At 66.2% G+C, this 22,069-nt stretch carries 18 protein-coding genes and 2 tRNA genes; 16 read left to right on the top strand and 4 right to left on the bottom strand.

Annotated elements, in window-relative coordinates; all coding sequences use genetic code 11:
• The 7 genes from ccmC to ccmI form a co-directional block, all read left to right on the top strand.
• The coding region (ccmC, locus tag Q1W68_RS06225) for a heme ABC transporter permease CcmC (protein WP_300715898.1) at positions 1–602 on the top strand (602 nt) is incomplete at its 5' end.
• The gene (gene ccmD / locus Q1W68_RS06230) at positions 599–778 is read left to right on the top strand and encodes a heme exporter protein CcmD (RefSeq protein WP_300662553.1); all 180 of its coding nucleotides are present in this window, start codon (positions 599–601) and stop codon (positions 776–778) included. The genes ccmC and ccmD, both read left to right, overlap by 4 nt.
• Before the next feature lie 8 nt (positions 779–786).
• Positions 787–1,266 carry a cytochrome c maturation protein CcmE gene (ccmE, locus tag Q1W68_RS06235; protein WP_300662559.1) on the top strand — a complete coding sequence of 160 codons (480 nt, stop codon included), beginning with the start codon at positions 787–789 and terminating at the stop codon, positions 1,264–1,266.
• Positions 1,263–3,287: a heme lyase CcmF/NrfE family subunit gene (locus Q1W68_RS06240; RefSeq protein WP_300715899.1), complete on the top strand. Its 2,025-nt coding sequence runs from the start codon at positions 1,263–1,265 to the stop codon at positions 3,285–3,287. Before ccmE ends, Q1W68_RS06240 begins: the two co-directional genes overlap by 4 nt.
• Positions 3,284–3,808 carry a DsbE family thiol:disulfide interchange protein gene (locus tag Q1W68_RS06245; protein WP_300715900.1) on the top strand — a complete coding sequence of 175 codons (525 nt, stop codon included), beginning with the start codon at positions 3,284–3,286 and terminating at the stop codon, positions 3,806–3,808. The genes Q1W68_RS06240 and Q1W68_RS06245 overlap by 4 nt, the downstream gene beginning before the upstream one ends.
• A gap of 4 nt (positions 3,809–3,812) precedes the next feature.
• Positions 3,813–4,301, top strand: coding sequence for a cytochrome c-type biogenesis protein (locus Q1W68_RS06250; protein ID WP_300715901.1), 489 nt, complete (start codon positions 3,813–3,815; stop codon positions 4,299–4,301).
• Positions 4,298–5,551 carry a c-type cytochrome biogenesis protein CcmI gene (gene ccmI / locus Q1W68_RS06255; RefSeq protein WP_300648596.1) on the top strand — a complete coding sequence of 418 codons (1,254 nt, stop codon included), beginning with the start codon at positions 4,298–4,300 and terminating at the stop codon, positions 5,549–5,551. Before Q1W68_RS06250 ends, ccmI begins: the two co-directional genes overlap by 4 nt.
• Positions 5,552–5,560: 9 nt before the next feature.
• Here ccmI and bchO read toward each other — a convergent pair whose 3' ends face one another.
• From bchO to hpnC, 4 genes are all read right to left on the bottom strand, one after another.
• A complete protein-coding gene (bchO, locus tag Q1W68_RS06260; RefSeq protein ID WP_300648594.1) occupies positions 5,561–6,466 on the bottom strand; it encodes an alpha/beta fold hydrolase BchO in 906 nt (301 codons plus the stop codon).
• A gap of 10 nt (positions 6,467–6,476) precedes the next feature.
• Positions 6,477–8,297: a magnesium chelatase subunit D gene (locus Q1W68_RS06265; protein WP_300648593.1), complete on the bottom strand. Its 1,821-nt coding sequence runs from the start codon at positions 8,295–8,297 to the stop codon at positions 6,477–6,479.
• A 24-nt stretch (positions 8,298–8,321) separates the two neighbouring features.
• Positions 8,322–9,353: a magnesium chelatase ATPase subunit I gene (gene bchI, locus Q1W68_RS06270; RefSeq protein WP_300648591.1), complete on the bottom strand. Its 1,032-nt coding sequence runs from the start codon at positions 9,351–9,353 to the stop codon at positions 8,322–8,324.
• A gap of 129 nt (positions 9,354–9,482) precedes the next feature.
• Entirely contained in the window at positions 9,483–10,397 is a 915-nt protein-coding gene (hpnC, locus tag Q1W68_RS06275; protein ID WP_300648590.1) for a squalene synthase HpnC, read from the bottom strand.
• Positions 10,398–10,517: 120 nt separating this feature from the next.
• Here hpnC and Q1W68_RS06280 point away from each other — a divergent pair, with 120 nt between their 5' ends.
• From Q1W68_RS06280 to Q1W68_RS06320, 9 genes are all read left to right on the top strand, one after another.
• Positions 10,518–11,636, top strand: a complete 1,119-nt coding sequence (locus Q1W68_RS06280; RefSeq protein ID WP_300648589.1) for an efflux RND transporter periplasmic adaptor subunit — start codon at positions 10,518–10,520, stop codon at positions 11,634–11,636.
• Positions 11,637–11,643: 7 nt separating this feature from the next.
• The gene (locus Q1W68_RS06285) at positions 11,644–14,808 is read left to right on the top strand and encodes an efflux RND transporter permease subunit (protein ID WP_300648587.1); all 3,165 of its coding nucleotides are present in this window, start codon (positions 11,644–11,646) and stop codon (positions 14,806–14,808) included.
• A gap of 127 nt (positions 14,809–14,935) precedes the next feature.
• The gene (locus Q1W68_RS06290) at positions 14,936–15,580 is read left to right on the top strand and encodes an aspartate/glutamate racemase family protein (protein ID WP_300648607.1); all 645 of its coding nucleotides are present in this window, start codon (positions 14,936–14,938) and stop codon (positions 15,578–15,580) included.
• A 101-nt stretch (positions 15,581–15,681) separates the two neighbouring features.
• A tRNA-Leu gene (locus tag Q1W68_RS06295) sits at positions 15,682–15,768 on the top strand.
• 82 nt (positions 15,769–15,850) lie between these two features.
• Complete coding sequence (tig, locus tag Q1W68_RS06300; RefSeq protein WP_300648585.1) at positions 15,851–17,161, top strand: trigger factor; 1,311 nt, start codon at positions 15,851–15,853, stop codon at positions 17,159–17,161.
• Positions 17,162–17,344: 183 nt separating this feature from the next.
• Positions 17,345–17,962, top strand: a complete 618-nt coding sequence (clpP, locus tag Q1W68_RS06305) for an ATP-dependent Clp endopeptidase proteolytic subunit ClpP (protein ID WP_300661266.1) — start codon at positions 17,345–17,347, stop codon at positions 17,960–17,962.
• 115 nt (positions 17,963–18,077) lie between these two features.
• Positions 18,078–19,343 (top strand): ATP-dependent Clp protease ATP-binding subunit ClpX, encoded by a 1,266-nt coding sequence (gene clpX, locus Q1W68_RS06310; RefSeq protein WP_300661263.1) that lies wholly within the window; start codon positions 18,078–18,080, stop codon positions 19,341–19,343.
• Between the two features lie 100 nt (positions 19,344–19,443).
• Positions 19,444–21,876 (top strand): endopeptidase La, encoded by a 2,433-nt coding sequence (gene lon / locus Q1W68_RS06315; protein WP_300715903.1) that lies wholly within the window; start codon positions 19,444–19,446, stop codon positions 21,874–21,876.
• A gap of 98 nt (positions 21,877–21,974) precedes the next feature.
• Positions 21,975–22,050 (top strand) — tRNA-Gly (locus tag Q1W68_RS06320).
• The last annotated feature ends 19 nt before the right edge of the window (positions 22,051–22,069 follow it).

A 22,069-nucleotide genomic window follows, 5' to 3' on the forward strand; every position in this document is an offset into this window, starting at 1 on the left:
CCGACGCGCAGCAGGGCGAGGCCTACCGCATCATCTTTGTGCACGTGCCCACGGCCTGGATGTCGATGGTGGTCTACCTCGCCATGGCCACCTGGGCGGCCATCGGCCTGGTGTTCAACTCGCGCCTCTCATCCATGATGGCCACCGCACTGGCACCCACCGGCGCGCTCATGACCTTTCTTGCGCTGTGGACCGGCGCGCTCTGGGGCAAACCGACCTGGGGCACCTGGTGGGTGTGGGACGCGCGGCTCACCTCCGAACTCGTGCTGCTGTTCCTCTACATCGGCTTCATGGCGCTGCACAGCGCCATCGACGACACGCGCCGCGCCGACCGCGCCGCCGGCCTGCTGGCCATCGTGGGCGTGGTCAACCTGCCCATCATCTATTTTTCGGTGCAGTGGTGGAACACGCTGCACCAGGGCGCGTCGGTGAGCATCACCAAGGCACCCAGCATGGCCACGCCCATGCTGATGGGCATGCTGGTGATGGCGCTGGCCTGCTGGATGTACTGCATCGCCGTGGCACTGGCCCGGGTGCGCCTGATCATGCTGGAGCGCGAACGCCACACCGTGTGGGCGCGACAGGCATTGGGGACTGCATGAACTGGATTAACTTTGGCGATTTTCTGGAGATGGGCGGCTACGGCCTTTACGTGTGGGGGTCGCTGGGCATGTGTGCTGCAACCGTGGTGGCCGAGCTCATGGTCATCCGGTTTCGCCGACGTTTGCTGGCACAGGAAGCGGGTGATGAGCGCGCTACCGAGGAGCACACCGCATGAGCAACCGCATGAAACCCCGCAACCGCCGCCTGGTGGCCCTTACCGTGGGCCTGGCCACATTGGCTGCGGCCACCGCGCTGGTGCTCAACGCCTTCAACAGCAACCTCGTGTTCTTCTTCAGCCCCACGCAGGTGATGGCCAACGAAGCGCCGCGCGAGCGCGCGTTTCGCGTGGGTGGGCTGGTGGAGCAGGGCAGCGTGGTGCGTGAACCCCAGGGCCTGACCATCCGCTTCATGGTCACCGACACAGCCAAAAGCATTCCCGTGACCTACACCGGCCTGCTGCCCGACCTGTTTCAGGAAGGCAAGGGCGTGGTGGCGCAGGGCAAGCTCGGCTCGGACGGTGTGTTTCGCGCCGAGCAGGTGCTGGCCAAGCACGACGAAAACTACATGGCACCCGAAGCGGCCGAAGCCCTGAACAAGGCGCGCGACGCGAAAGCCATGCCCGGTCAGACGACGCTGGTGATGCCAGCAGGAGCCCAACCATGATTCCCGAACTCGGTCATTTCGCTGCTGTGCTCGCTCTGGTGATGGCGTTGGTTCAAAGCGTGTTTCCTTTGTTGGGTGCGCACCAAGGTCGCCGCCACTGGATGGCGCTCGCCCGGCCAGCGGCTTTTGCGCAGTTTGTGCTGTTGGCGGTGTCGTTCGGCTGCCTTATGCACGCCTTCGTCACGAGCGACTTCTCGGTGCTGCTGGCCGCAGAAAACTCGCACACCAGCTCACCGCTGATCTACCGCATCACCGCCGTCTGGGGCAACCACGAAGGCTCCATTTTGTTGTGGAGCCTGATCCTGGCGGGCTGGACGCTGGCCGTGGCCGTGTTCTCCGACCAGCTGGACGAGCCCATGCGCGCCCGCGTGCTCGGCATCATGGGTCTCATCAGTGTGGGCTTCCTGTTATTCACGCTGCTCACCTCGAACCCGTTCGAGCGCTTGTACCCGGTGCCGCTGGACGGGCGCGACCTCAACCCCCTGCTGCAAGACCTGGGCATGGCCATCCACCCGCCGATGCTTTACATGGGTTACGTGGGGTTTGTGGTGGCCTTCGCGTTTGCCGTATCCGCGCTCTTGGCGGGTCGGGTGGACGCGGCCTGGGCGCATTGGTCACGCCCCTGGACCACCATGGCCTGGTGCTTTCTAACGGTGGGCATTGCCCTGGGCAGCTTCTGGGCCTACTACGAACTCGGCTGGGGCGGCTGGTGGTTCTGGGACCCGGTGGAAAACGCGTCCTTCATGCCCTGGCTGGTGGGCACGGCGCTGATCCACTCGCTCTCGGTCACCGAGAAGCGCGGCGGCTTCAAGCTGTGGACCGCGCTGTTGGCCATCCTGGCGTTTTCGCTCTCGCTGCTGGGCGCCTTCCTCGTGCGCTCGGGCGTGCTCAGCTCGGTGCACGCGTTTGCCACCGACCCGGCGCGCGGCTTGTTCATCCTGGTGTTCTTCACCATCGTGGTGGGCGGCTCGCTCACGCTGTTTGCCTGGCGCGGCCCCAAGGTGGGCGGTGGCGGCGCGTTCGAGATGCTCTCGCGCGAAAGCCTGCTGCTGGCCAACAACGTGCTGCTGGTGGTGGCCGCGGCCGCGGTGCTGCTGGGCACGCTCTACCCCTTGCTCATCGACGCGCTCGGCATGGGCAAGCTCTCGGTCGGCCCGCCGTACTTCAACGCGGTGTTCGTGCCGCTCATTGCACCGGCCCTGTTCCTCATGGGCGTGGGGCCGCTGGCGCGCTGGCGGCAGGCCTCGCTGGGCGATCTCGCGCACCAGCTGCGCTGGGCCGCCGGTGTGAGCGTGGCCAGCGCGGTGATCGCGCCGCTGGTGCTGCAGCGCTGGACCCCGCTCACCGGCCTGGGTCTGCTGCTGGCGGTGTGGGTGGCCAGCACGGCGGTGCTGAACCTGGTGCAACGTTTGCGCGCCCATCCTGCTTCGGCCTGGGTCGCGTTTCGGGCGCAGCCGGGCAGCTATTTCGGCATGTTGCTGGCGCACTTCGGCGTGGCGGTGTTCATCGCCGGGGTCACGGTGGTCAGCAGTTTCCAGACCGAGAACGACGTGCGCATGGAGGTGGGCCAGACCGCCGACGTGGGCGGCCACAGCATCCGGCTGGACAGCATGGACCTGGTGCAGGGACCCAACTACACCTCGGCCCGCGCCACGCTCACCGTCAGCCGCGATGGCGAACTGGTGGCGATGTTGCACCCCGAACGGCGTATCTACACGGTGAGCCGCACGGCCATGACCGAGGTGGCCATCGACCGCGGCGTGATGCGCGACGTGTACGTCGCGCTGGGCGAGCCGGTGAGCGAAACCGCCTGGAGCGTGCGCCTGCACCACAAGCCCATGGTCAACTGGATCTGGGGCGGTTGTCTGCTGATGGCGCTGGGCGGACTCATGGCCGTGATGGACCGGCGCTACCGCGTGCGCAAGGCGGCGTCGGTGGCGCCCGCGGCGCCGTCCGCTGGCAACGTGGGCACGGTGCGCCCGGTGCGCCCGGTGATGACGGCACGGAGCGCGCGCCCATGAAGCGTTACCTGTGGCCGCTGGCCATCTTCGTGGTGATGCTGGGTTTTCTGGGCATGGGCCTGCAGCTCAACCCGCGCGACGTGCCTTCGCCCCTGATCGACAAACCGGTACCCGCTTTTCGCCTGCCCACGCTCGCCGCGCCCGACACGCTGGTGGCGCCCGACGACCTGCGCGGCCAGGTGTGGCTGCTCAACGTGTGGGCCTCGTGGTGCGTGGCCTGCCAGCAGGAACACCCGGTGCTGATGGACCTGGCCAAAACCAGCGCCGTGCCCCTGATCGGCCTGAACTACAAGGACCAGCGCCACCTGGCGCTGAGTTGGTTGGGCAAACACGGCAACCCCTACCAGACCACGCTGTTCGACGCTGACGGCCGCGTCGGTCTGGACTTCGGTGTCTATGGTGTGCCCGAGACGTATGTGATCGACAAACAGGGTGTGATCCGCCTCAAATTCACCGGGCCGGTCACGCCCGAGGTGGTGCGCCAGAAGCTGCTGCCGCTGATGAACCAACTCGGTACCTGAGCCCATGCGTGTTGTGCTGCTGACCATGATGCTGTGCTGGGCCCTGGGGCCGGGCGGCGTGGCCGCGCAGGTTCCTGCGGATTCGAAGGCCGCGCCTTTGTCGGCCGACCCGGCGCTGGAAGCGCGTGTGCTCAAGATCGCCGAAGAGCTGCGCTGCCTGGTGTGCCAGAACGAAACCATCGCCGCCTCGCAGGCCGATCTGGCCAAAGACCTGCGCCAGCAGATCCGCGAGCAGCTCACAGAAGGCCGCACACAGGCGCAGATCCTCGAATTCATGTCGCAGCGTTACGGTGACTTCGTGCTCTACCGCCCGCCGCTGCAACTCAGCACCTTGCTACTGTGGGGTGGGCCGTTTGTGCTGCTGTTGCTGGGCGCCATCGTGTTGGTGATGAACATCCGCCGGCGCGATCCGCAGGCCGAGCCCGCGCCGCTGACCCCGGCAGAACTGCAGCGCGCCCAGCGCTTGCTCGACGATGCCGGAGGCGCGCCATGACCGTGTTCTATGCCCTCGCCCTGGCGCTGCTTGCGCTGGCTTTGTGGCCCTTGTTGTCGGTGCTCTGGCGCACGCGATCGGGCGCCGTGCCCGCCATGCCGCAGCAAGCCAACCTCGCGCTGTTGCGCGCACAGCGTGCGCAGCTCGATGCGGATTTTTCTGAAGGCCAGCTCACACCCGCGGAGCTGGAGCAGGCGCGTGCCGAGCTGGCCCGCCGCGTGATCGACGAGTCGGCACCGCTGGACCAGCGCGTTCGCGCCACCCACCGCAACGCCACCGCCACCGGCTTGCTGCTGGCCGTGCCCGCGCTGGCCATCGGTCTGTACGTCTGGCTGGGTGAGCCCGACGCGGTGCGCTTCGAGGCCGAGATGGCCCAGCAGGCGGACGCGTCCGATGGCGACGTCGACACCATGGTCCGCCAGATGGCCCAACAACTCCAGAGCCGCCCACCGGGTCAGACGGCCGACGCACCCGCCTGGGCCATGCTGGCGCGCGCCCACGCCAGCCGCCAACGATTTGCCGACGCCGACCAGGCCTACCAGCGCGCCATCGAACTCACGCCCGACAACCCCGACCTGCTGGCCGATCGGGCCGATCTCCTGTCGCTGCTGCAAGGGCAGAGCGCCAGCGGTGAACCCATGCGCCTGGTCAACCGCGCGTTGGCCATCGACCCCGGTCACCCCAAGGCGCTCGCCCTGGCCGGCAGCGCGGCTTACGGTCGGCAGGACTTCGTGGCGGCCCAGGCGTTCTGGCAACGCGCCCGCGAACGCGCCGCCCCGGGCAGCCCGTTCGACCAAGGCCTGCAGAGCAGCCTGGAGGCAGCGCGCGCCGGCATCGCGTCACAACCCGGTGGCGCCGCGCGCGTGGCCACGGCACCCGCCGATCCACCGCCGGCCACCAACTCCCACCCCGGCTTGCGGGGGCAGATCACCATCGCGCCCGAGCTGCAAGGCCAGCTGGCATCGGGCGACACCTTGTTCGTGTTTGCGCGCCCGGTGCAAGGTCCGCGCATGCCGCTGGCGGTGCTGAAGGTTGCGGCGACCGCAGGGCCGGTGCCTTTTGTGCTCGACGACAGCCAGGCCATGGCGCCGGAACTTCGCCTGTCGATGCACGAACAGGTGGTGGTGGAAGCGCGCATCAGCCGCACCGGGCAGGCCATGCCGCAGAGCGGCGACCTGCAGGGCAGCAGTGGCCCGGTGGCGAGCAACAGCGCGCAGCTGCAGATCCGGATCGAGAACGTCGTTCCCTGAGCCCTGCCTTCAGGCCCGCGCGTCGAAGCGGTTGAAGACCAGCCGCGCCACGGTGCGGGGCTGCTCCTCGTGTGCGAGGTGCCCCAGGCCATCGAGCTGGAGGTACTGCGCGTTCAGCGCGGGCGAGAGCCGGGCCATGGCGCGTGTGGCCTGTTCGGGCGGCACCGTGCGGTCGCGCTCACCCACCACGAGGTCCAGCGGCACGGCCAGCGCGGGCAGGTCGCGCCAGAGCGTATCGAGGTCCCAGTTGGCCATCATGCCCAGCGCGCCGGCGGCGTGGTCGGGGCTGCGCACCAACCGTTGGTAGAGCGCGGTGCCGGCGGAATCGAGCGTGGATCCGGTGCTGTCGAGCAGGCGCTGCAGCACCGCTGGTTCTTTGGCGTGCCAGGCGAACAGGCGCGGCACAAACGGGGCCGAGGCCATGAGTTTGGCCACGGGCGAAAACAGCTGGCCGGCCAGACCGCCCAGCGGCATGAGCGCGGCGTTGAGCCCCAGCACCGAGCGCGGAGTGGCCAGTCCATCCAGACACATGCGCACCGCCACGGCCGCACCGGCCGAGTGGCCCACCAGCATCGCCGGTTGGACGGCCAGCGTCTGCAGCAGACCCTGCACCGCGCGCGCCATGCCGGGCAACGAGAGCTGCGGTGAACCCACGCCACCGGGCGGCATGCCGGTGAAGGCGTGGCCGGGCAGGTCCATGGCCACCACCTCGAAGCGCTGCGCGAGCAGCGGTGCCAGGTCGCGCCACGAATGCGTGGAGGCGCCGGTGCCGTGCAGCAGCACCAGACAAGGCGCCTGCTCCGGACCGGCGAAGCGCTGCACATGCCACTGAAGACCAGCGGCCCACACGAAGCTGCTGCGCTCGTGGTGCGGCCACTGCGGGCCGTCGCGTTGCCAGTCGAGGCCTCGTGTCATGGGGCGGTGGTCAGCGTGCGCCGGGCACGCTCGCCAGCCGCACCGCTTGCGACAGGCCGGTGGCGCCCGCGTGCGGCAACGGCACGCAGGTGGCACCCATGCGTTCGGCCATCTGGCGCGAGGCCTCGCCCGGCTGCGCCGAGGTGTCGATCAGCAGGGCCGCGAAGCCGGCGAGGCGGAACGCGTCGGCGGCTTGCAGCGCGTCGTCGGTGGCCTGGACCCGGCCGTGGCGGCCGTCGCGCGCCACGTTGGCGCGCCCGTCGGTGAGCATCACCACCACCGGTGTCTCGCCCGCGCGCCCGATCTGCTGGGCCAGTTCGCGCGCCGCTTCAATGCCGGCGGCCAGCGGCGTGCCGCCACCGCCGGGCAGGGCGGCGAGGCTGCGCTTGGCGCGCGCCAGCGAGCGCGTGGGCGGCAGCAGCAGCTCGCAGCCATCGCCGCGAAACGCCAGCACCGCCACCTTGTCGCGCCGCACGTAGCACTCGGCCAGCAGCAGTTCCACCGCGCCCTTGGCCTCGGCCAGGCGGTGCAACGCGGCCGAACCCGAGGCGTCCACCACGAACAGCGTGGTGGTGGGACGGCGCTGGCGAAACCGCACCACGTGAAAGTCTTCGCGCCGCACCTGGATGCGTTTTGGACCATATGCCTTTTGTTGGCGCAGGCGCTGCCAGGGCGCAGCCGCACGCAGGGTTTCCAGGATGTGCAGCCGTGCACCCGAGCGGGGTTCGGCGCGGCGTGTGCCCACGGGACGGCCGCGGTTCTGGTTTTTCATGAGCTCGCCCGAGCGGCCGGCGGCTGCCGCGCGCGCCTGCCGGGCCTGGCCCATTTGCAGCGCGGCCAGCAGGCCGGGCGGAATGGCCGCGCGCACCGCCTCAACCATGCGGTCGTCCAGTGCGCCGGGGGCCTCTTCTTCGTCGGCGTTGCTGGTTTCGTCCTGCGGCGTCTCGGGCGCAGGCGCGTCCTGCGTGTCGTCTTCGTCGGGAGCGGGCGCTTGCGTGTCCGTCGGTGGCGGTGGCGTGTCGTCGGCTTCTTCCGCCGGCGGCGCAGGCATGCGCGTGGCGCGCGGCGCGAGCACCAGCCGCGCGGCCAGCGAGGCGTGCACCTCCTCGGCCTCGTCCATGCCCGACAAGGCCGCCGCGGCGCGAGCGACACGCACCGCCAGCAACGGCGCGCGCATGGAATTCACGCCCCACACCAGCGAGGCCGCACACAGCGCCTGCACCACGCTCTCGGGCACGACCACCTGCGCGAGCCGCGCGCGCGCCTCGGCGATCTCGGTGCGTGTCCAGTCCACCGGCGCGTTGTCCTCGGAATCGGCGGCTTGCAGCGGCAGGTGAAAGGCCACGCGGTCGAGCAGCGTGGCGGGCATCTGTTCTTCGTCACCATCGCCTTCGTCCAGTGCGACCAGCGCCACGCGGGCAGGGCGGCGTTGGGTCAGGCCGTCGCGCTCGAGCGCCACCACCTGGGTGTCGAGCACGGCCGCGAGTTGCGAGGCCACGCCGGCGCTCACGCGCTCGGCCATGGCCAGCAGCAGCACGCCGCCGTCACACCGCGCGAGCAAACCCTGCTGGGCCACCGGGCGCCCGGCATGCAGGGTGGCGGCCAGATCCAGCCCGCCGAGCAGGGCCGAGTCGGTGGCGTGCAGGGGCACGCGGTGCATCGGGGTGCTGGCGGGCAGGCCGTCGCGCAGCAGGGTCAGCCAGGCGTCGCGCAAGGGGCCGGCAGGTGCGCGCAGTGCGACACCGCCCAGGCCGTCGGGGTCCACCGCCAGCAGGGCGGCCACCAAGGCGGCGTCGGCGCTGGGAACCGGCGAAGAGAAGGCGTCGAGCATCGGTGGTGAGCCCGAGACCCGCGCTCAGGCGCCCATCAGCTCGGCGACCGCACGGTCGACCCGGGCCGTGGAACCGGCGTTGTCCAGCGGGTTGCGGCGCAGGCGGTGGCGCAGGGCGGGACCGGCCACGCGCTTGAAGTGCGCGTCGGTCACGGCAGCGTCACCTTGCAGCGCGGCCATGGCCCGCGCGGCGCGGATCAGCGTGAGGTCGCCGCGCAGGCCGTCGGTGCCGAGGGCCATGCACAGGGCAGCGGCGCGCTGGCGCGCGGCGTCGCTGATGTCAACTTCGTGCAGGCGCTTGCGCGCGGCAACGATCTTGCGCCGGATGCGTTCGTCTTCCTTGTGCCAGTGCGCGATGAAAGCCTCGCGGTCCTGCTCGAAGGCATCGCGTCGGCGCACCACTTCCACGCGCTCCTGCAGCAGCTCGGGCGTCTTCACCTCCACCGACAAACCGAATCGGTCCAGCAGCTGCGGGCGCAGTTCACCTTCTTCGGGGTTGCCGCTGCCCACCAGCACAAACCGCGCAGGGTGGCGCACGGAGAGGCCTTCGCGCTCCACCACGTTCTCGCCCGAGGCCGCGACGTCGATCAGCAGGTCGACCAGGTGGTCTTCGAGCAGGTTGACTTCGTCGATGTAGAGAAAACCGCGGTTGGCCTGGGCCAGCAGGCCGGGCTCAAACGCCTTCACGCCTTGAGACAGCGCGCGTTCGAGGTCGAGCGCGCCGACCACGCGGTCCTCGGTGGCGCCCAGTGGCAGGTCGACCACGGGGACGGGAATGAGGTGGGTCTTGGGCGGTGGCTGGTCGGGTGCGCGCAGGGTGGCGCAATCGGCGCAGCGGCTGGCGGGGTCGGCCGGATCGCAGCTGTAGCGGCAGCCGTTGACCGCCCGCATTTTCGGCAGCAGGGCGGCCAGCGCCCGCACCGCGGTGGACTTGCCGGTGCCCCGGTCACCGAGGACCAGAACACCGCCGATGGAGGAATCGATGGCGGCGATCAGGATCGCCGTTTTCATCTCGTCTTGACCAACTATCGCGGAGAAAGGGAATGCCTGTGCCATAGAAAATCAGTATGGCACACGGCCCGTGTGTGCCACCCCGGAGCTTCTACGGAGGGCGTCGGATTCAGTGGCTTTTCAGCGACTTCCCGTGGGTGCGTGTCACCTGCGCGCCTTGCGGTGAGCGCGGCGTCACATCCAGAGCGCGCGCCACACCAGTCGAGGCATGTCGGCGCGCTGCAGCGTGACCCGTGTCTGCCAGCTGCGGTGGTCGTTGTCGGCGATGGCGTCCAGGATGCGCAAGCCGCCTTGAACAACCAGGCGCAGCTCCCAGCCCGCGCGACCCGGTATCCGCCGCGCCAGCGGAGCGCCCAGTTGCATGAGACCTCGTGCGTAGGCACACAACTCCGCCACGACGGCCTGGCGGGCGGGTGTTGTCTGCAACTCGGCGTTCTCGAAATCAGCGACTTGCAGACCATGCCGCCGCAGGGTGTCGGCCGGCAGATAGCAGCGGCCGTTGGGCAGGTCGCGGCTGATGTCCTGCCAGAAGTTGATGAGCTGCAAGGCGCTGCAGATCTGGTCGCTTTGCTGCAAGGAGCGGGCGTCTTGCACGTGGTACAGGTGCAGCAGCAGGCGTCCCACCGGGTTGGCCGAGAGCCGGCAGTAGCCCAACAGCTCCTCGGTGCTGGCATAGCGGTGCTGTTGCTCGGTGTACCGCACATCCTGCTCGAAGGCGCTCAGCAGATCGTGCAGCAGCTGGCCCGGCAGTGTGTGGCGCGCCACGGCCAGACCGAGCGGACCGAACACGCCGGGCCAGCGTTCGGGTACGGGCGCGGTCCCCTCACCCGATGCCCTGGCGATGCAGCGCGCCAGTTCGCTGCGGAAGGCGGCCAGATCGGCCAGCCGCTCCAATGCACCGGCCGATCCCTCGTCTGCGATGTCGTCGGCGGTGCGGGCAAAACGGTAGATGGCCACTACGGCCGGCCGAAGCCGGGGTGGGCACAGCCAGGAGGCCACGGGGAAGTTTTCGTAATGGTCAACGCCGCCCCCGAACGTGCCGGTCGCATGGTCCAGCGGGCGGGTGGTGGTGGTGTTGGAGGGGGCCATGAAACCGAGGTGCGCGTGAACGAAAATTTTGATTACTAACCGGTCAGTCAGTAATATACGGGGATTCGCGGTGTCGACAAACGCCGTGCACCCGTCCCATTCTCACCCGCCAAGCCCGCCATGAAAACGCTGCCTGTTGCATTCGCCCTGACCGCCACGCTTGTGCTGGCAGCCTGCTCTCCCAAACCCGCGCCGGTGGAGCCGATCCGCTCGGTCAAGTTGATGACCGTGGGCGCCAGCACCCTGGGCTCGCAGACCGAGTACGCCGGTGAGGTGCGGGCACGGACCGAGTCGCGGCTGGGCTTCCGGGTCGGGGGCAAGCTGGTGCAACGCCCGGCCGAAGTCGGGCAGCGGGTGAAGGCGGGTCAGTTGCTGGCCCAGCTCGACGCGCAGGACCTGGCACTCTCCAGCCAGGCCGCGCAGGCCCAGGTGGCGTCGGCACAAACCCAGCGCGATCTGGCGGCGGCCGACCTCCAACGTTTTCAGGAACTGCTGGCGCAAGGTTTCGTGAGCGGCGCCGAGATCGAACGGCGTCAGGCGACGCTGCAATCGGCCGACGCGTTGCTGCGTCAGGCACGCGCCCAAGGTGCCGTGCAAGGCAACCAGGCCGGCTACGCCAGTTTGCGGGCCGATGGCGACGGCGTGGTGCTGGCGGTCGATGCGGAAGTGGGACAGGTCGTGGCCGCCGGTGCGCCGGTGGTGCGTGTGGCGCGCGACGGTGCGCGCGACGTGGTGTTTGCCGTGCCCGAAGACGAAGTGGCACGCTTGCGTGTCGGTCAGGCAGCGCAGGTGCGCCTGTGGGCTGGCTCGTCCGGCACACCAGCCGGTGCCGTGACACCCTGGGATGCCGTGGTGCGCGAAATGGCGGCAAGTGCCGACCCTGCGACCCGCACCTACCAGGTCAAGCTGGCCTTGCCCGAGGGTGCCGCGGTGCCACTCGGTGCCACCGCTTACGTGCTGCTGATGCGGTCGGCCGACACGCCCACCGCCGCCATCAAGCTGCCGACCTCGGCGCTCATGCGTTCGGAAGCCGGCGATCGCAGCGGCAGCGCGGTGTGGGTGTTTGACCCCGCCAGCGGCACGGTGCAGCCGCGCGAGGTGGTGGTGGCTGGCGCCGACGGCAACGATATCGTGATTGCCTCGGGCCTCAAGCCGGGCGATGAGGTGGTGGCCGCGGGCGTGCATGTGCTGTCACCAGGGCAGAAGGTCACGCGGTTTGTCGCCGCGGCCACGAAGTGAGGACTGCATGAGCTCGTCCGACTATTCCTCTGCCGACCAGGCCGCCTCGTGGGTCTCGCGTTTCAACCTCTCGCAATGGGCGCTCGACCACCAGGCGTTCACGCGCTACCTGATGATCGTGCTGATGCTGCTGGGCGTCGCGGCCTATTTTCAGCTCGGCCAGGACGAAGACCCGCCGTTCACCTTTCGGGCCATGGTCGTGCGGGCTTACTGGCCCGGCGCCACCGCCGAACAAGTGGCCGAGCAGGTGGCCGACCGCATTGAGAAAACGCTGCAGGAAGTGCCCTACGCGGACAAGATCCGCAGCTACTCCAAACCCGGCGAGACGCTGGTGATCTTTCAGCTGAAAGACTCATCGCCGCCCAAGGAGGTGCCGCAGATCTGGTACACGGCCCGCAAGAAGATCGGTGACATGCAGGCCACGCTGCCTCAAGGCGTGGTGGGGCCTTTTTTCAACGACGAGTTCGGTGATGTTTTCGGCGTGATCTACGCCCTGCAGGGCGACGGTTTCTCGTACGCCGACAAAAAACAGGTGGCCGACAACGTGCGCCAGCAGCTGCTGCGCGTGCCCGACGTGAGCAAGGTGGAGCTCTTCGGCGTGCAGGACGAGAAGCTGTTCGTTGAGATCTCGCAGAAGCGTTTGGCGGTGCTGGGCTTGAACCTGCAGCAGGTGTTCGACGCGCTCGGACAGCAGAATGCCGTGGTCGCGGCGGGAGCGGTGCAGTCGCCTCAGGATGTGGTGCAGGTGCGTGTGGCCGGTGCGTTCACTTCGGTGGAGCAGCTCGGCGCGATGCCGATCCGTGCCGCCAATGGCACGCAGATCCGCCTGGGTGACATCGCCAGCATCCGCCTGGGCTACGTGGACCCGCCGCAAGTGCTGGTGCGCCACAACGGCAAGGACAGCATCGGCTTGGGCATTTCCATGGCCAAGGGCGGCGACATCATTGCCCTGGGCAAAGCGCTCAAGACCACGGTGGCGGGCATCGAGGCCACGTTGCCCGCGGGCATGGTGCTCGCACAGGTGCAGGACCAGCCCAGTGCGGTGACCAAAAGCGTGAACGAGTTCGTCACCGTCCTGATCGAAGCGGTGGTGATCGTGCTGGCGGTGAGCTTTCTGGCGCTGGGTCTGCACAAGCGCACCGGCAGCAAGGGCCTGCGCGGCTACACACTCGACATGCGCCCCGGATTGGTGGTGTTCATCACCATTCCGCTCGTGTTGGCCATGACTTTCCTGGCCATGAACTACTTCAAGATCGGCCTTCACAAGATCTCGCTGGGCTCCCTGATCATTGCGCTGGGGCTGCTGGTGGACGATGCGATCATTGCGGTGGAGATGATGGTGCGCAAGCTTGAAGAGGGCTACAGCATGGTTCGTGCGGCCACTTTCACCTGGGAGGCAACGGCCATGCCCATGCTCACCGGCACGCTGATCACCGCAGCCGGGTTCCTGCCCATCGGCCTGGCGAATTCCAGCACCGGTGAATACACCTTTGCGATCTTTGCAGTGACCGTGATCGCATTGCTGTTGTCGTGGATCGTGGCGGTGTTCTTCGTGCCCTATCTCGGCGTGCGCCTGCTGAAGGTGAAGCCGCATGTGGGCGAGGTGCATGAGGTCTTCGACGGTCCGTTCTACGTGCGGTTTCGTGCCGTGGTCGATTGGTGCGTGCAGTACCGCTGGATCACCATCGGCGCGACCGTGCTCACCTTCGTGTTGGGCATCGTCGGCATGGGCCAGGTGCAGCAACAGTTTTTCCCGGACTCAAGCCGGCCCGAAATCCTGGTGGACGTGTGGCTGCCGGAGGGCAGCAGCATCCGGGCCATGGACGAGGTCACCAAGCGCCTGGAGTTGCGCATGACGGCCGAAGAGGGCGTCAAAAGCGTCAGCACCTGGGTCGGTTCGGGTGTGCCGCGCTTCTATTTGCCGCTGGACCAGATCTTTCCGCAGACCAACGTGTCGCAACTCATCGTGTTGCCGCAAGACCTCAAGACCCGCGAGCGTCTGCGCAAGGCGCTGCCCGCTTTGCTGGCCGCCGAGTTCCCCGAGCTGCGCGGTCGCGTGAAGCTGCTGCCCAACGGGCCACCCGTGCCGTATCCGGTGCAGTTCCGGGTGGTCGGCACCGACCCCGCACAGTTGCGCGCGTTGGCCGACGAAGTCAAGGTGGCCATGCGGGGCAACAGCAACATGCGCGGCGTGAATGACAACTGGAACGAGTCGGTCAAGCGGCTGCGGCTGGAAATCGACCAGGCCAAGGCGCGTGCGCTGGGCGTGTCCAGTCAGTCGATTGCGCAAGCCGCGCGCACCTTGCTCAGCGGCAGCACGGTGGGTCAGTACCGCGACGGTGACAAACTCATCGACATCGTGTTGCGCCAACCCCTGGATGAACGCAGTGCCATCACCGATCTGGCCAACGCGAACCTGCCCACGAGCAGCGGGCAAAGCATTCCGCTGCTTCAGATTGCGAAGCCGGTCTTTGGTTGGGAGGCCGGCGTGCTGTGGCGCGAAAACCGCGACTACGCCATCACCGTGCAAGGGGATGTGGCGGAAGGTTTGCAGGGTGCGACGGTGACCGCCGAACTGCAGCCCGTGCTCAAAAGCATCAGCGATCGCTGGGCGGCCCGCGGTCTCTCGGACTACCGCATCGAGGTCGCGGGCGCCGTGGCAGAGAGCAGCAAGGGTTCGTCGTCGATTGCCGCGGGCATCCCGCTCATGCTGTTCATCGTGTTCACCCTGCTGATGTTGCAGCTGCAGAGCTTCAGCCGCTCCATGTTGGTGTTTTTGACCGGCCCGCTGGGACTGGCTGGCGTGGCCGCCGCCTTGTTGCTGCTGAACCGTCCGTTCGGCTTCGTGGCCCTGCTCGGCGTGATCGCGCTCATGGGCATGATCCAACGCAACTCGGTGATCCTCATCGATCAGATCGAGCAGGACCGCGCTCGCGGGGTGCCGGCATGGGACTCGGTGGTGGAGTCGGCGGTGCGCCGCATGCGGCCCATCGTGCTGACCGCCGCTGCGGCAGTGCTGGCGATGATTCCGCTGTCGCGCAGTGTGTTCTGGGGGCCGATGGCGGTGGCCATCATGGGTGGGCTGGTCGTTGCCACGGTGTTGACCTTGCTGGCACTGCCGGCGATGTACGCGGCCTGGTTCCGGGTGAAACGGGAACCCGGGACCGCCTGAGCGCAACGCCGTGGGTTCGCGAGCCTGGTGTGGCGCCTTGGTTTTGTGAAACGGATGACCCGCTCTGGCGGACAACAAGCCGGCTGGTCAACAATGCGCTCGAACATCCAACCCATGCCAAGGTCCCATCATGCGAATCGCCCTCATCCACGCCCTGGCTCACTCGGTGGCACCCATCAACGAGGAGCTGGAGCGCCGCTGGCCCGAGGCGGTGCGCATGAACCTGCTCGACGACAGCCTGTCCGCCGATCTGGCGCGCAACGGCGCCGGGTTGGACGCCACCATGCACCAGCGGTTCGAGGACCTGACGGCCTATGCCGAACGTTCGGGGGCGAACGCCATCCTTTTCACCTGCTCGGCGTTCGGACCCTGCATTGAGGCCGTGGCAGCGCGCCGGCACCACATGCCCGTCCTCAAGCCCAATGAAGCCATGGTGGCCGACGCCGTCGCGCATGGCGGACGTGTGGGCCTGATCGCATCGTTTGGCCCCACGCTCGAATCCATGCCGCCGGAGTTTCCACCCGGCACCGAGTTGCTGACCCGGCTGGCCGACGGTGCGCTCGAGGCGCTCAACCAAGGCGACACCGAACGGCACGACACCTTGGTCATCGAGGCTGCGCAGTGGCTGGCCAGCCAGGGTTGCGACGTGATCGCGCTGGCGCAGTTCAGCATGGCCCGCGCACAAATGGCGGTTCACCGGGGCGTGGGCCTGCCGGTGCTCACCACCCCGGGCAGTGCGGTGCGGCTGCTGCGCCACCGGCTCGGCGCCTGAACCGCTGGACTTCGGGCAACCGCTACAATCGAGGGTTGCCGTGAAGGGGGCAGGGCTTGGCGCAGATCCCCATCTGTGTCGTGCCGGAACCCCAACCAGGCGCGCGGGTGGCGAAATTGGTAGACGCACCAGGTTTAGGTCCTGACGCCAGCAATGGTGTGGGGGTTCGAGTCCCCCCCCGCGCACCACCACAGACACATGCATCCCCCGGTTCGTCCAGGCAGGCTGGCCGAACCGCAATTTTTGGGCATCACCCTTTTGGAGAGAACCATGACCGTGACCGTTGAAACCCTGGAAAAGCTCGAGCGCAAGATCACGCTGTCGCTCCCGGCCAATGTGATCCAGAACGAGGTGGCAAACCGCCTCAAGCGCCTGGCGCGCGATGTGAAGATGGACGGCTTCCGTCCCGGCAAGGTGCCCATGAACGTGGTCGCCCAGCGCTACGGTTATTCGGTGCACTACGAAGTGATGAACGACAAGGTTGGCGAAGCTTTCGCCACCGCCGCGAACGAGGCACAACTGCGCGTGGCCGGTCAGCCCAAGATCACCGAAAAGGAAGGCGCGCCCGAAGGCGAACTGACCTTCGACGCCGTGTTCGAGGTCTACCCCGAAGTCAAGATCGGTGACCTGAGCACTGCGTCGGTGGACAAGGTTTCTGCTGAGGTCGACGACGCTGCCATTGGCCGCACGCTGGACATCCTGCGCAAGCAGCGCCGCACCTTCGCGCAGCGCGCACAAGACCAGGCCGCCCAGGACGGCGACCGCGCCACCATCGATTTCGCCGGCAAGATCGACGGCGAGCCGTTCGAAGGCGGCAAGGCCGAGGCCTTCCAGTTCATCGTGGGCGACGGTCAGATGCTCAAGGAGTTTGAAGACGCCGTGCGCGGCATGAAGCAGGGCGAGAGCAAGACCTTCCCGCTGGCATTCCCCGCGGATTACCACGGCAAGGACGTGGCTGGCAAAACCGCCGACTTCTTGGTCACGGTCAACAAGCTCGAAGCCGCTCACCTGCCAGAAGTCGACGAAGCACTGGCCAAGTCGCTCGGTATTGCCGACGGCACCGTGGAAGGCCTGCGTGCCGACATCAAGAAAAATCTGGAGCGCGAAGTCAAGTTCCGCCTGCAGTCCCGCAACAAGCAGTCCGTGATGGACGCGCTCATCGCCACGTCCGAACTGGACCTGCCGAAGTCGGTGGTGCAGTCCGAACTCGACCGTCTGGTGGAAGGCGCCCGCGCCGACCTCAAGCAGCGCGGTGTGAAGGACGCCGAGAAAGCCCCGATCCCCGAAGAACTGTTCCGCCCGCAAGCCGAGCGCCGCGTGCGCCTGGGTCTGGTGGTGGCCGAGCTGGTGCGTTCCAACGAACTGCACGCCAAGCCCGAGCAGATCAAGGCCCACATTGAAGAGCTGGCGGCTTCGTACGAGAAGCCTGCGGACGTCGTGCGCTGGTACCAGGGCGACAACCGCCGCATGGCCGAAGTTGAGGCCATCGTGATCGAAAACAACGTGACCGAGTTCGTGCTGTCCAAGGCCCAGATCACCGAGAAGGCGGTCAGTTTCGACGAGCTGATGGCGCAAAACTGATCGGTCCGACCTTCAGAAAAGCAGAGGGCGGAGCGATCCGCCCTTTTTTTCGTCGGTTTGAGCCCCACGTGCGTCCAGTCGGCCCTTGGTGGTGCCCCAAAGGCCATCGCCCTTGTGTGCATACGGCCACAGTGGGTTGGTTACAGTAGCAAGACAGCAATGCATCAACACATGGAGAAACGCATGAGCGCAATGGACATTCAAGGCTTGGGCATGGTGCCCATGGTGATCGAAACGTCGGGTCGCGGCGAACGCGCCTACGACATCTACTCGCGTTTGCTCAAGGAGCGCGTGATCTTCCTGGTCGGCGAAGTCAACGATCACTCGGCCAACTTGGTGGTGGCGCAGCTGTTGTTCCTGGAAAGCGAGAACCCCGACAAGGACATTTCGTTCTACATCAACTCGCCCGGTGGTTCGGTGAGCGCCGGCATGGCGATCTACGACACCATGAACTTCATCAAGCCCGATGTGTCCACCCTGTGCTGCGGTTTCGCAGCCAGCATGGGCGCTTTCTTGCTGGCGGCCGGCACCAAGGGCAAGCGCTTCTCGCTGCCCAACTCCAAGATCATGATCCACCAGCCCTCGGGCGGCAGCCGTGGCCAGGCCACCGAGATCGAGATCCAGGCCCGCGAGATCCTGAAAACCCGCGAGCAACTCAACAAGATCCTGGCCGAGCGCACCGGCCAGCCGCTGGACCGCATCGCACGCGACACCGAGCGCGACTACTACATGTCTGCTGCCGAGTCGGCCGAATACGGTCTGATCGACAAAGTCATCGAAAAGCGCCCGAGCGCCACCTGAGGCCCACCGGGCGTCGAAAAGCGGGAGACAGTGCCCATAAAGGTGCTTTTCCCGGGTTTGGCGCCCGAAAGGCTTGATCTATCATTGTTCCTACCGATTCATCTGACGCCCCTCTATGGCCGACAAAAAAGCGACCTCCAGCGAAAAAGCGCTCTACTGCTCCTTCTGCGGTAAGAGCCAGCACGAGGTCAAAAAGCTCATCGCCGGCCCTTCGGTGTTCATTTGCGACGAGTGCATCGACCTGTGCAACGACATCATCCGCGACGAGTTGCCGGGCCTCGAGTCGGTCAAGGCGTCGGGCGATGACGTACCCACACCTTCCGATCTCAAGTCCAACCTCGACAATTACGTGATCGGCCAGCAGGGCGCCAAGCGTGCCCTGGCCGTGGCGGTCTACAACCACTACAAGCGCCTGCGCCACAAACAGACCGCCCGCAAGGACGATGTGGAGCTGGCCAAGAGCAACATTTTGCTGATCGGGCCCACGGGTTCGGGCAAGACGCTGCTGGCCCAGACCATGGCACGCATGCTCAACGTGCCCTTCGTCATGGCCGATGCCACCACACTGACCGAAGCCGGTTATGTGGGCGAAGACGTCGAAAACATCGTGGCCAAGCTGCTGCAGAGCTGCAACTACGACGTTGAGCGTGCCCAGCAGGGCATCGTCTACATCGACGAAATCGACAAGATCACCCGCAAGTCCGACAACCCGTCCATCACCCGCGATGTGTCGGGGGAGGGCGTGCAGCAGGCTTTGCTCAAGCTGATCGAAGGCACCATGGCTTCGGTGCCTCCCCAGGGTGGTCGCAAGCACCCCAATCAGGACTTTTTGCAGGTCGACACGACCAACATCCTGTTCATTTGCGGCGGCGCCTTTGCGGGCCTGGAAAAAATCATCGAGAACCGCACCGAAGCCTCGGGCATCGGTTTCGGTGCCACGGTCAAAAGCAAGAAGCAGCGTAGCCTGACCGAGGCGTTCAAGGAGATCGAGCCCGAAGATCTGATCAAGTTCGGCCTGATTCCCGAATTGGTGGGCCGTGTTCCGGTGATCGCTGCGTTGTCTGAGCTCAGCGAAGACGCGCTGGTCGAGATCCTCACCGAACCCAAGAACGCGGTGGTGAAACAGTTTTCCCGCCTGCTGGCCATGGAAGGCGCCGAGCTCGAAGTGCGACCCGCCGCGCTCAAGGCCATCGCCCGCAAGGCACTGGCGCGCAAGACCGGCGCCCGAGGCCTGCGCTCGATCCTGGAAAATGCGTTGATCGATACCATGTTCGACCTGCCGAGCATGAATAACGTTGAAAAAGTGGTGGTGGACGAGTCCACCATCGACGAAAACAAGCCACCTCTGCTGGTTTACCGCGAGGCGGCCAAGCAGGCCTGAACAGGCCTGCCACCACGGGCGCTGCTGTCAGCGCCCCAGCGATGCGTCCGGTTGATATCGCCCGCACCAACCCCATTTACCCGTTTTAGTCGAGGTTGAAATGTCCGGACAAACCCCTCTCCCCAGCTCCCCGGTGGAACTCCCGCTGCTGCCTCTGCGCGACGTGGTGGTGTTCCCGCACATGGTCATTCCGCTCTTCGTGGGCCGCCCCAAAAGCATCAAGGCACTCGAGTCCGCCATGGAGTCCGAGCGCCGCATCATGCTGGTGGCCCAAAAGGCAGCGGCCAAAGACGAGCCGTCGACCGAAGACATGTTTGAGATGGGTTGCGTGGCCACCATCCTGCAGATGCTCAAGCTGCCCGATGGCACGGTGAAGGTGCTGGTCGAAGGCGTGCAGCGCGCCAAGGTGCTGGCCATCCGTGATGGAGAGAGCCATTTCATCGCCAGCGTGAGTCCGGTGGACCCGGCTGTGGAGCGTGCTGACACGCAGTCCAACGAACTCGAAGCTCTGCGCCGCGCAGTGATGCAGCAGTTTGACCAGTACGTCAAACTCAACAAGAAGATTCCGTCGGAAATCCTCACTTCGATCTCCAGCATCGACGATCCCGGTCGCCTGGCCGACACGATCGCCGCCCACTTGCCGCTCAAGCTCGAATCCAAGCAGGTCGTGCTCGACCTCGACCCGGTCAACAAGCGCCTGGAGAATCTGTTCGAGCAGCTCGAGCGTGAAGTCGACATCCTCAACGTCGACAAGAAGATCCGTGGTCGAGTCAAGCGGCAGATGGAAAAGAACCAGCGCGATTTCTACCTGAACGAGCAGGTCAAGGCGATCCAGAAGGAGCTTGGCGAAGGCGAAGAGGGCGCGGACATCGAAGAGCTCGAGAAGAAGATCATCGCGGCCAAGATGCCCAAGGAGGCGCGCAAGAAGGCCGACGCCGAGCTCAAGAAGCTCAAGCTGATGTCGCCGATGTCGGCCGAGGCGACGGTGGTGCGCAACTACATCGACACGCTGGTCAACCTGCCGTGGACGAAGAAGACCAAGATCAAGCACGACCTGGCGTTTGCCGAGTCGGTGCTGAACGAAGACCACTACGGCCTCGAGAAGGTCAAGGACCGCATCCTCGAGTACCTCGCGGTGCAGCAACGCGTCGACAAGGTCAAGGCGCCGATCCTGTGCCTGGTCGGGCCACCGGGGGTCGGCAAGACCTCGCTCGGCCAGAGTGTGGCGCGTGCGACCGGGCGCAAGTTCGTCCGCATGGCGCTGGGCGGCGTGCGCGACGAGGCCGAGATCCGCGGCCACCGCCGCACCTACATCGGCTCGATGCCGGGCAAGGTGCTGCAGTCGCTGACCAAGGTCGGCACGCGCAACCCGCTGTTCCTGCTCGACGAGATCGACAAGCTCGGCACCGACTTCCGTGGCGACCCGTCGAGTGCCTTGCTTGAAGTTCTGGACCCCGAACAGAACCACACCTTTGGTGACCATTACGTTGAAGTTGATTTCGACTTGTCCGACGTGATGTTCGTTGCAACCTCGAACTCGATGAACATTCCACCGGCCCTGCTGGACCGCATGGAAGTCATTCGACTCTCGGGCTACACCGAAGAGGAAAAGACCAACATCGCGATGCGCTATTTGCTGCCCAAGCAACTCAAGAACAACGGCCTGAAAGAGGGCGAGCTGGAGGTGAAGGAAGAGGCCGTGCGCGATGTTGTGCGGTACTACACCCGTGAAGCCGGTGTGCGTTCGCTCGAGCGCGAACTCTCCAAGATCTGCCGCAAGGTGGTGAAAGGCTTGCTGCTCAAGAAGTACACCCCCACCGTGGTGGTGGATGCGGAAAACCTCAACGACTTCCTGGGTGTGCGCAAGTACAGCTATGGTCGTGCCGAAGCCCAGAACCAGGTGGGCCAGGTGGTGGGTCTGGCGTGGACGGAAGTGGGGGGCGATCTGCTGACCATCGAAGTCGCGATCATGCCGGGCAAGGGCGTCATCACCCGCACCGGTTCGCTGGGCGATGTGATGAAGGAATCGGTGGAAGCCGCACGCACCGTGGTGCGCAGCCGTGCGCGCATGCTGGGCATCAAGGACGAGCAGTTCGACAAACGCGACATCCACATCCATGTGCCAGATGGCGCCACACCCAAGGACGGCCCGAGCGCGGGTGCTGCCATGACCACGGCCCTGGTGTCGTCCCTGACGGGCATCCCGGTGCGGGCCGATGTGGCCATGACAGGCGAGATCACCCTGCGTGGCGAAGTCACGGCCATTGGTGGTTTGAAAGAGAAGCTGCTGGCCGCGTTGCGTGGCGGTATCAAGACGGTGATCATCCCGGAAGAGAACGTCAAGGACCTCGCCGACATTCCCGACAACGTGAAGCAGGGTCTTGAGATCGTGCCGGTGAAATGGATCGACAAGGTGCTCGCGATTGCACTCGAGCGCCAGCCCGTTCCCTTGACCGACGAAGAGGTGGCGGCACAGGTGGCCGCAGCTTCCACGCGCGCACCCACGCCCGGTCAGGACGCGGTGAAACACTGATCAAAAAATTTGAGGGGGCTTGAAAGAGGCCTATTTTTTAGGTTAGAATTTCAGCTTCCGGCAGACAAGCGGAACAGCACTGAAAAGTGTTGAGAAATGCGGGAATAGCTCAGTTGGTAGAGCGCAACCTTGCCAAGGTTGAGGTCGCGAGTTCGAGTCTCGTTTCCCGCTCCAGATTCAAAAAGGGAAGCTC

The organism is Hydrogenophaga sp., from assembly GCF_030158645.1.
Taxonomy (GTDB): domain Bacteria; phylum Pseudomonadota; class Gammaproteobacteria; order Burkholderiales; family Burkholderiaceae_C; genus Hydrogenophaga.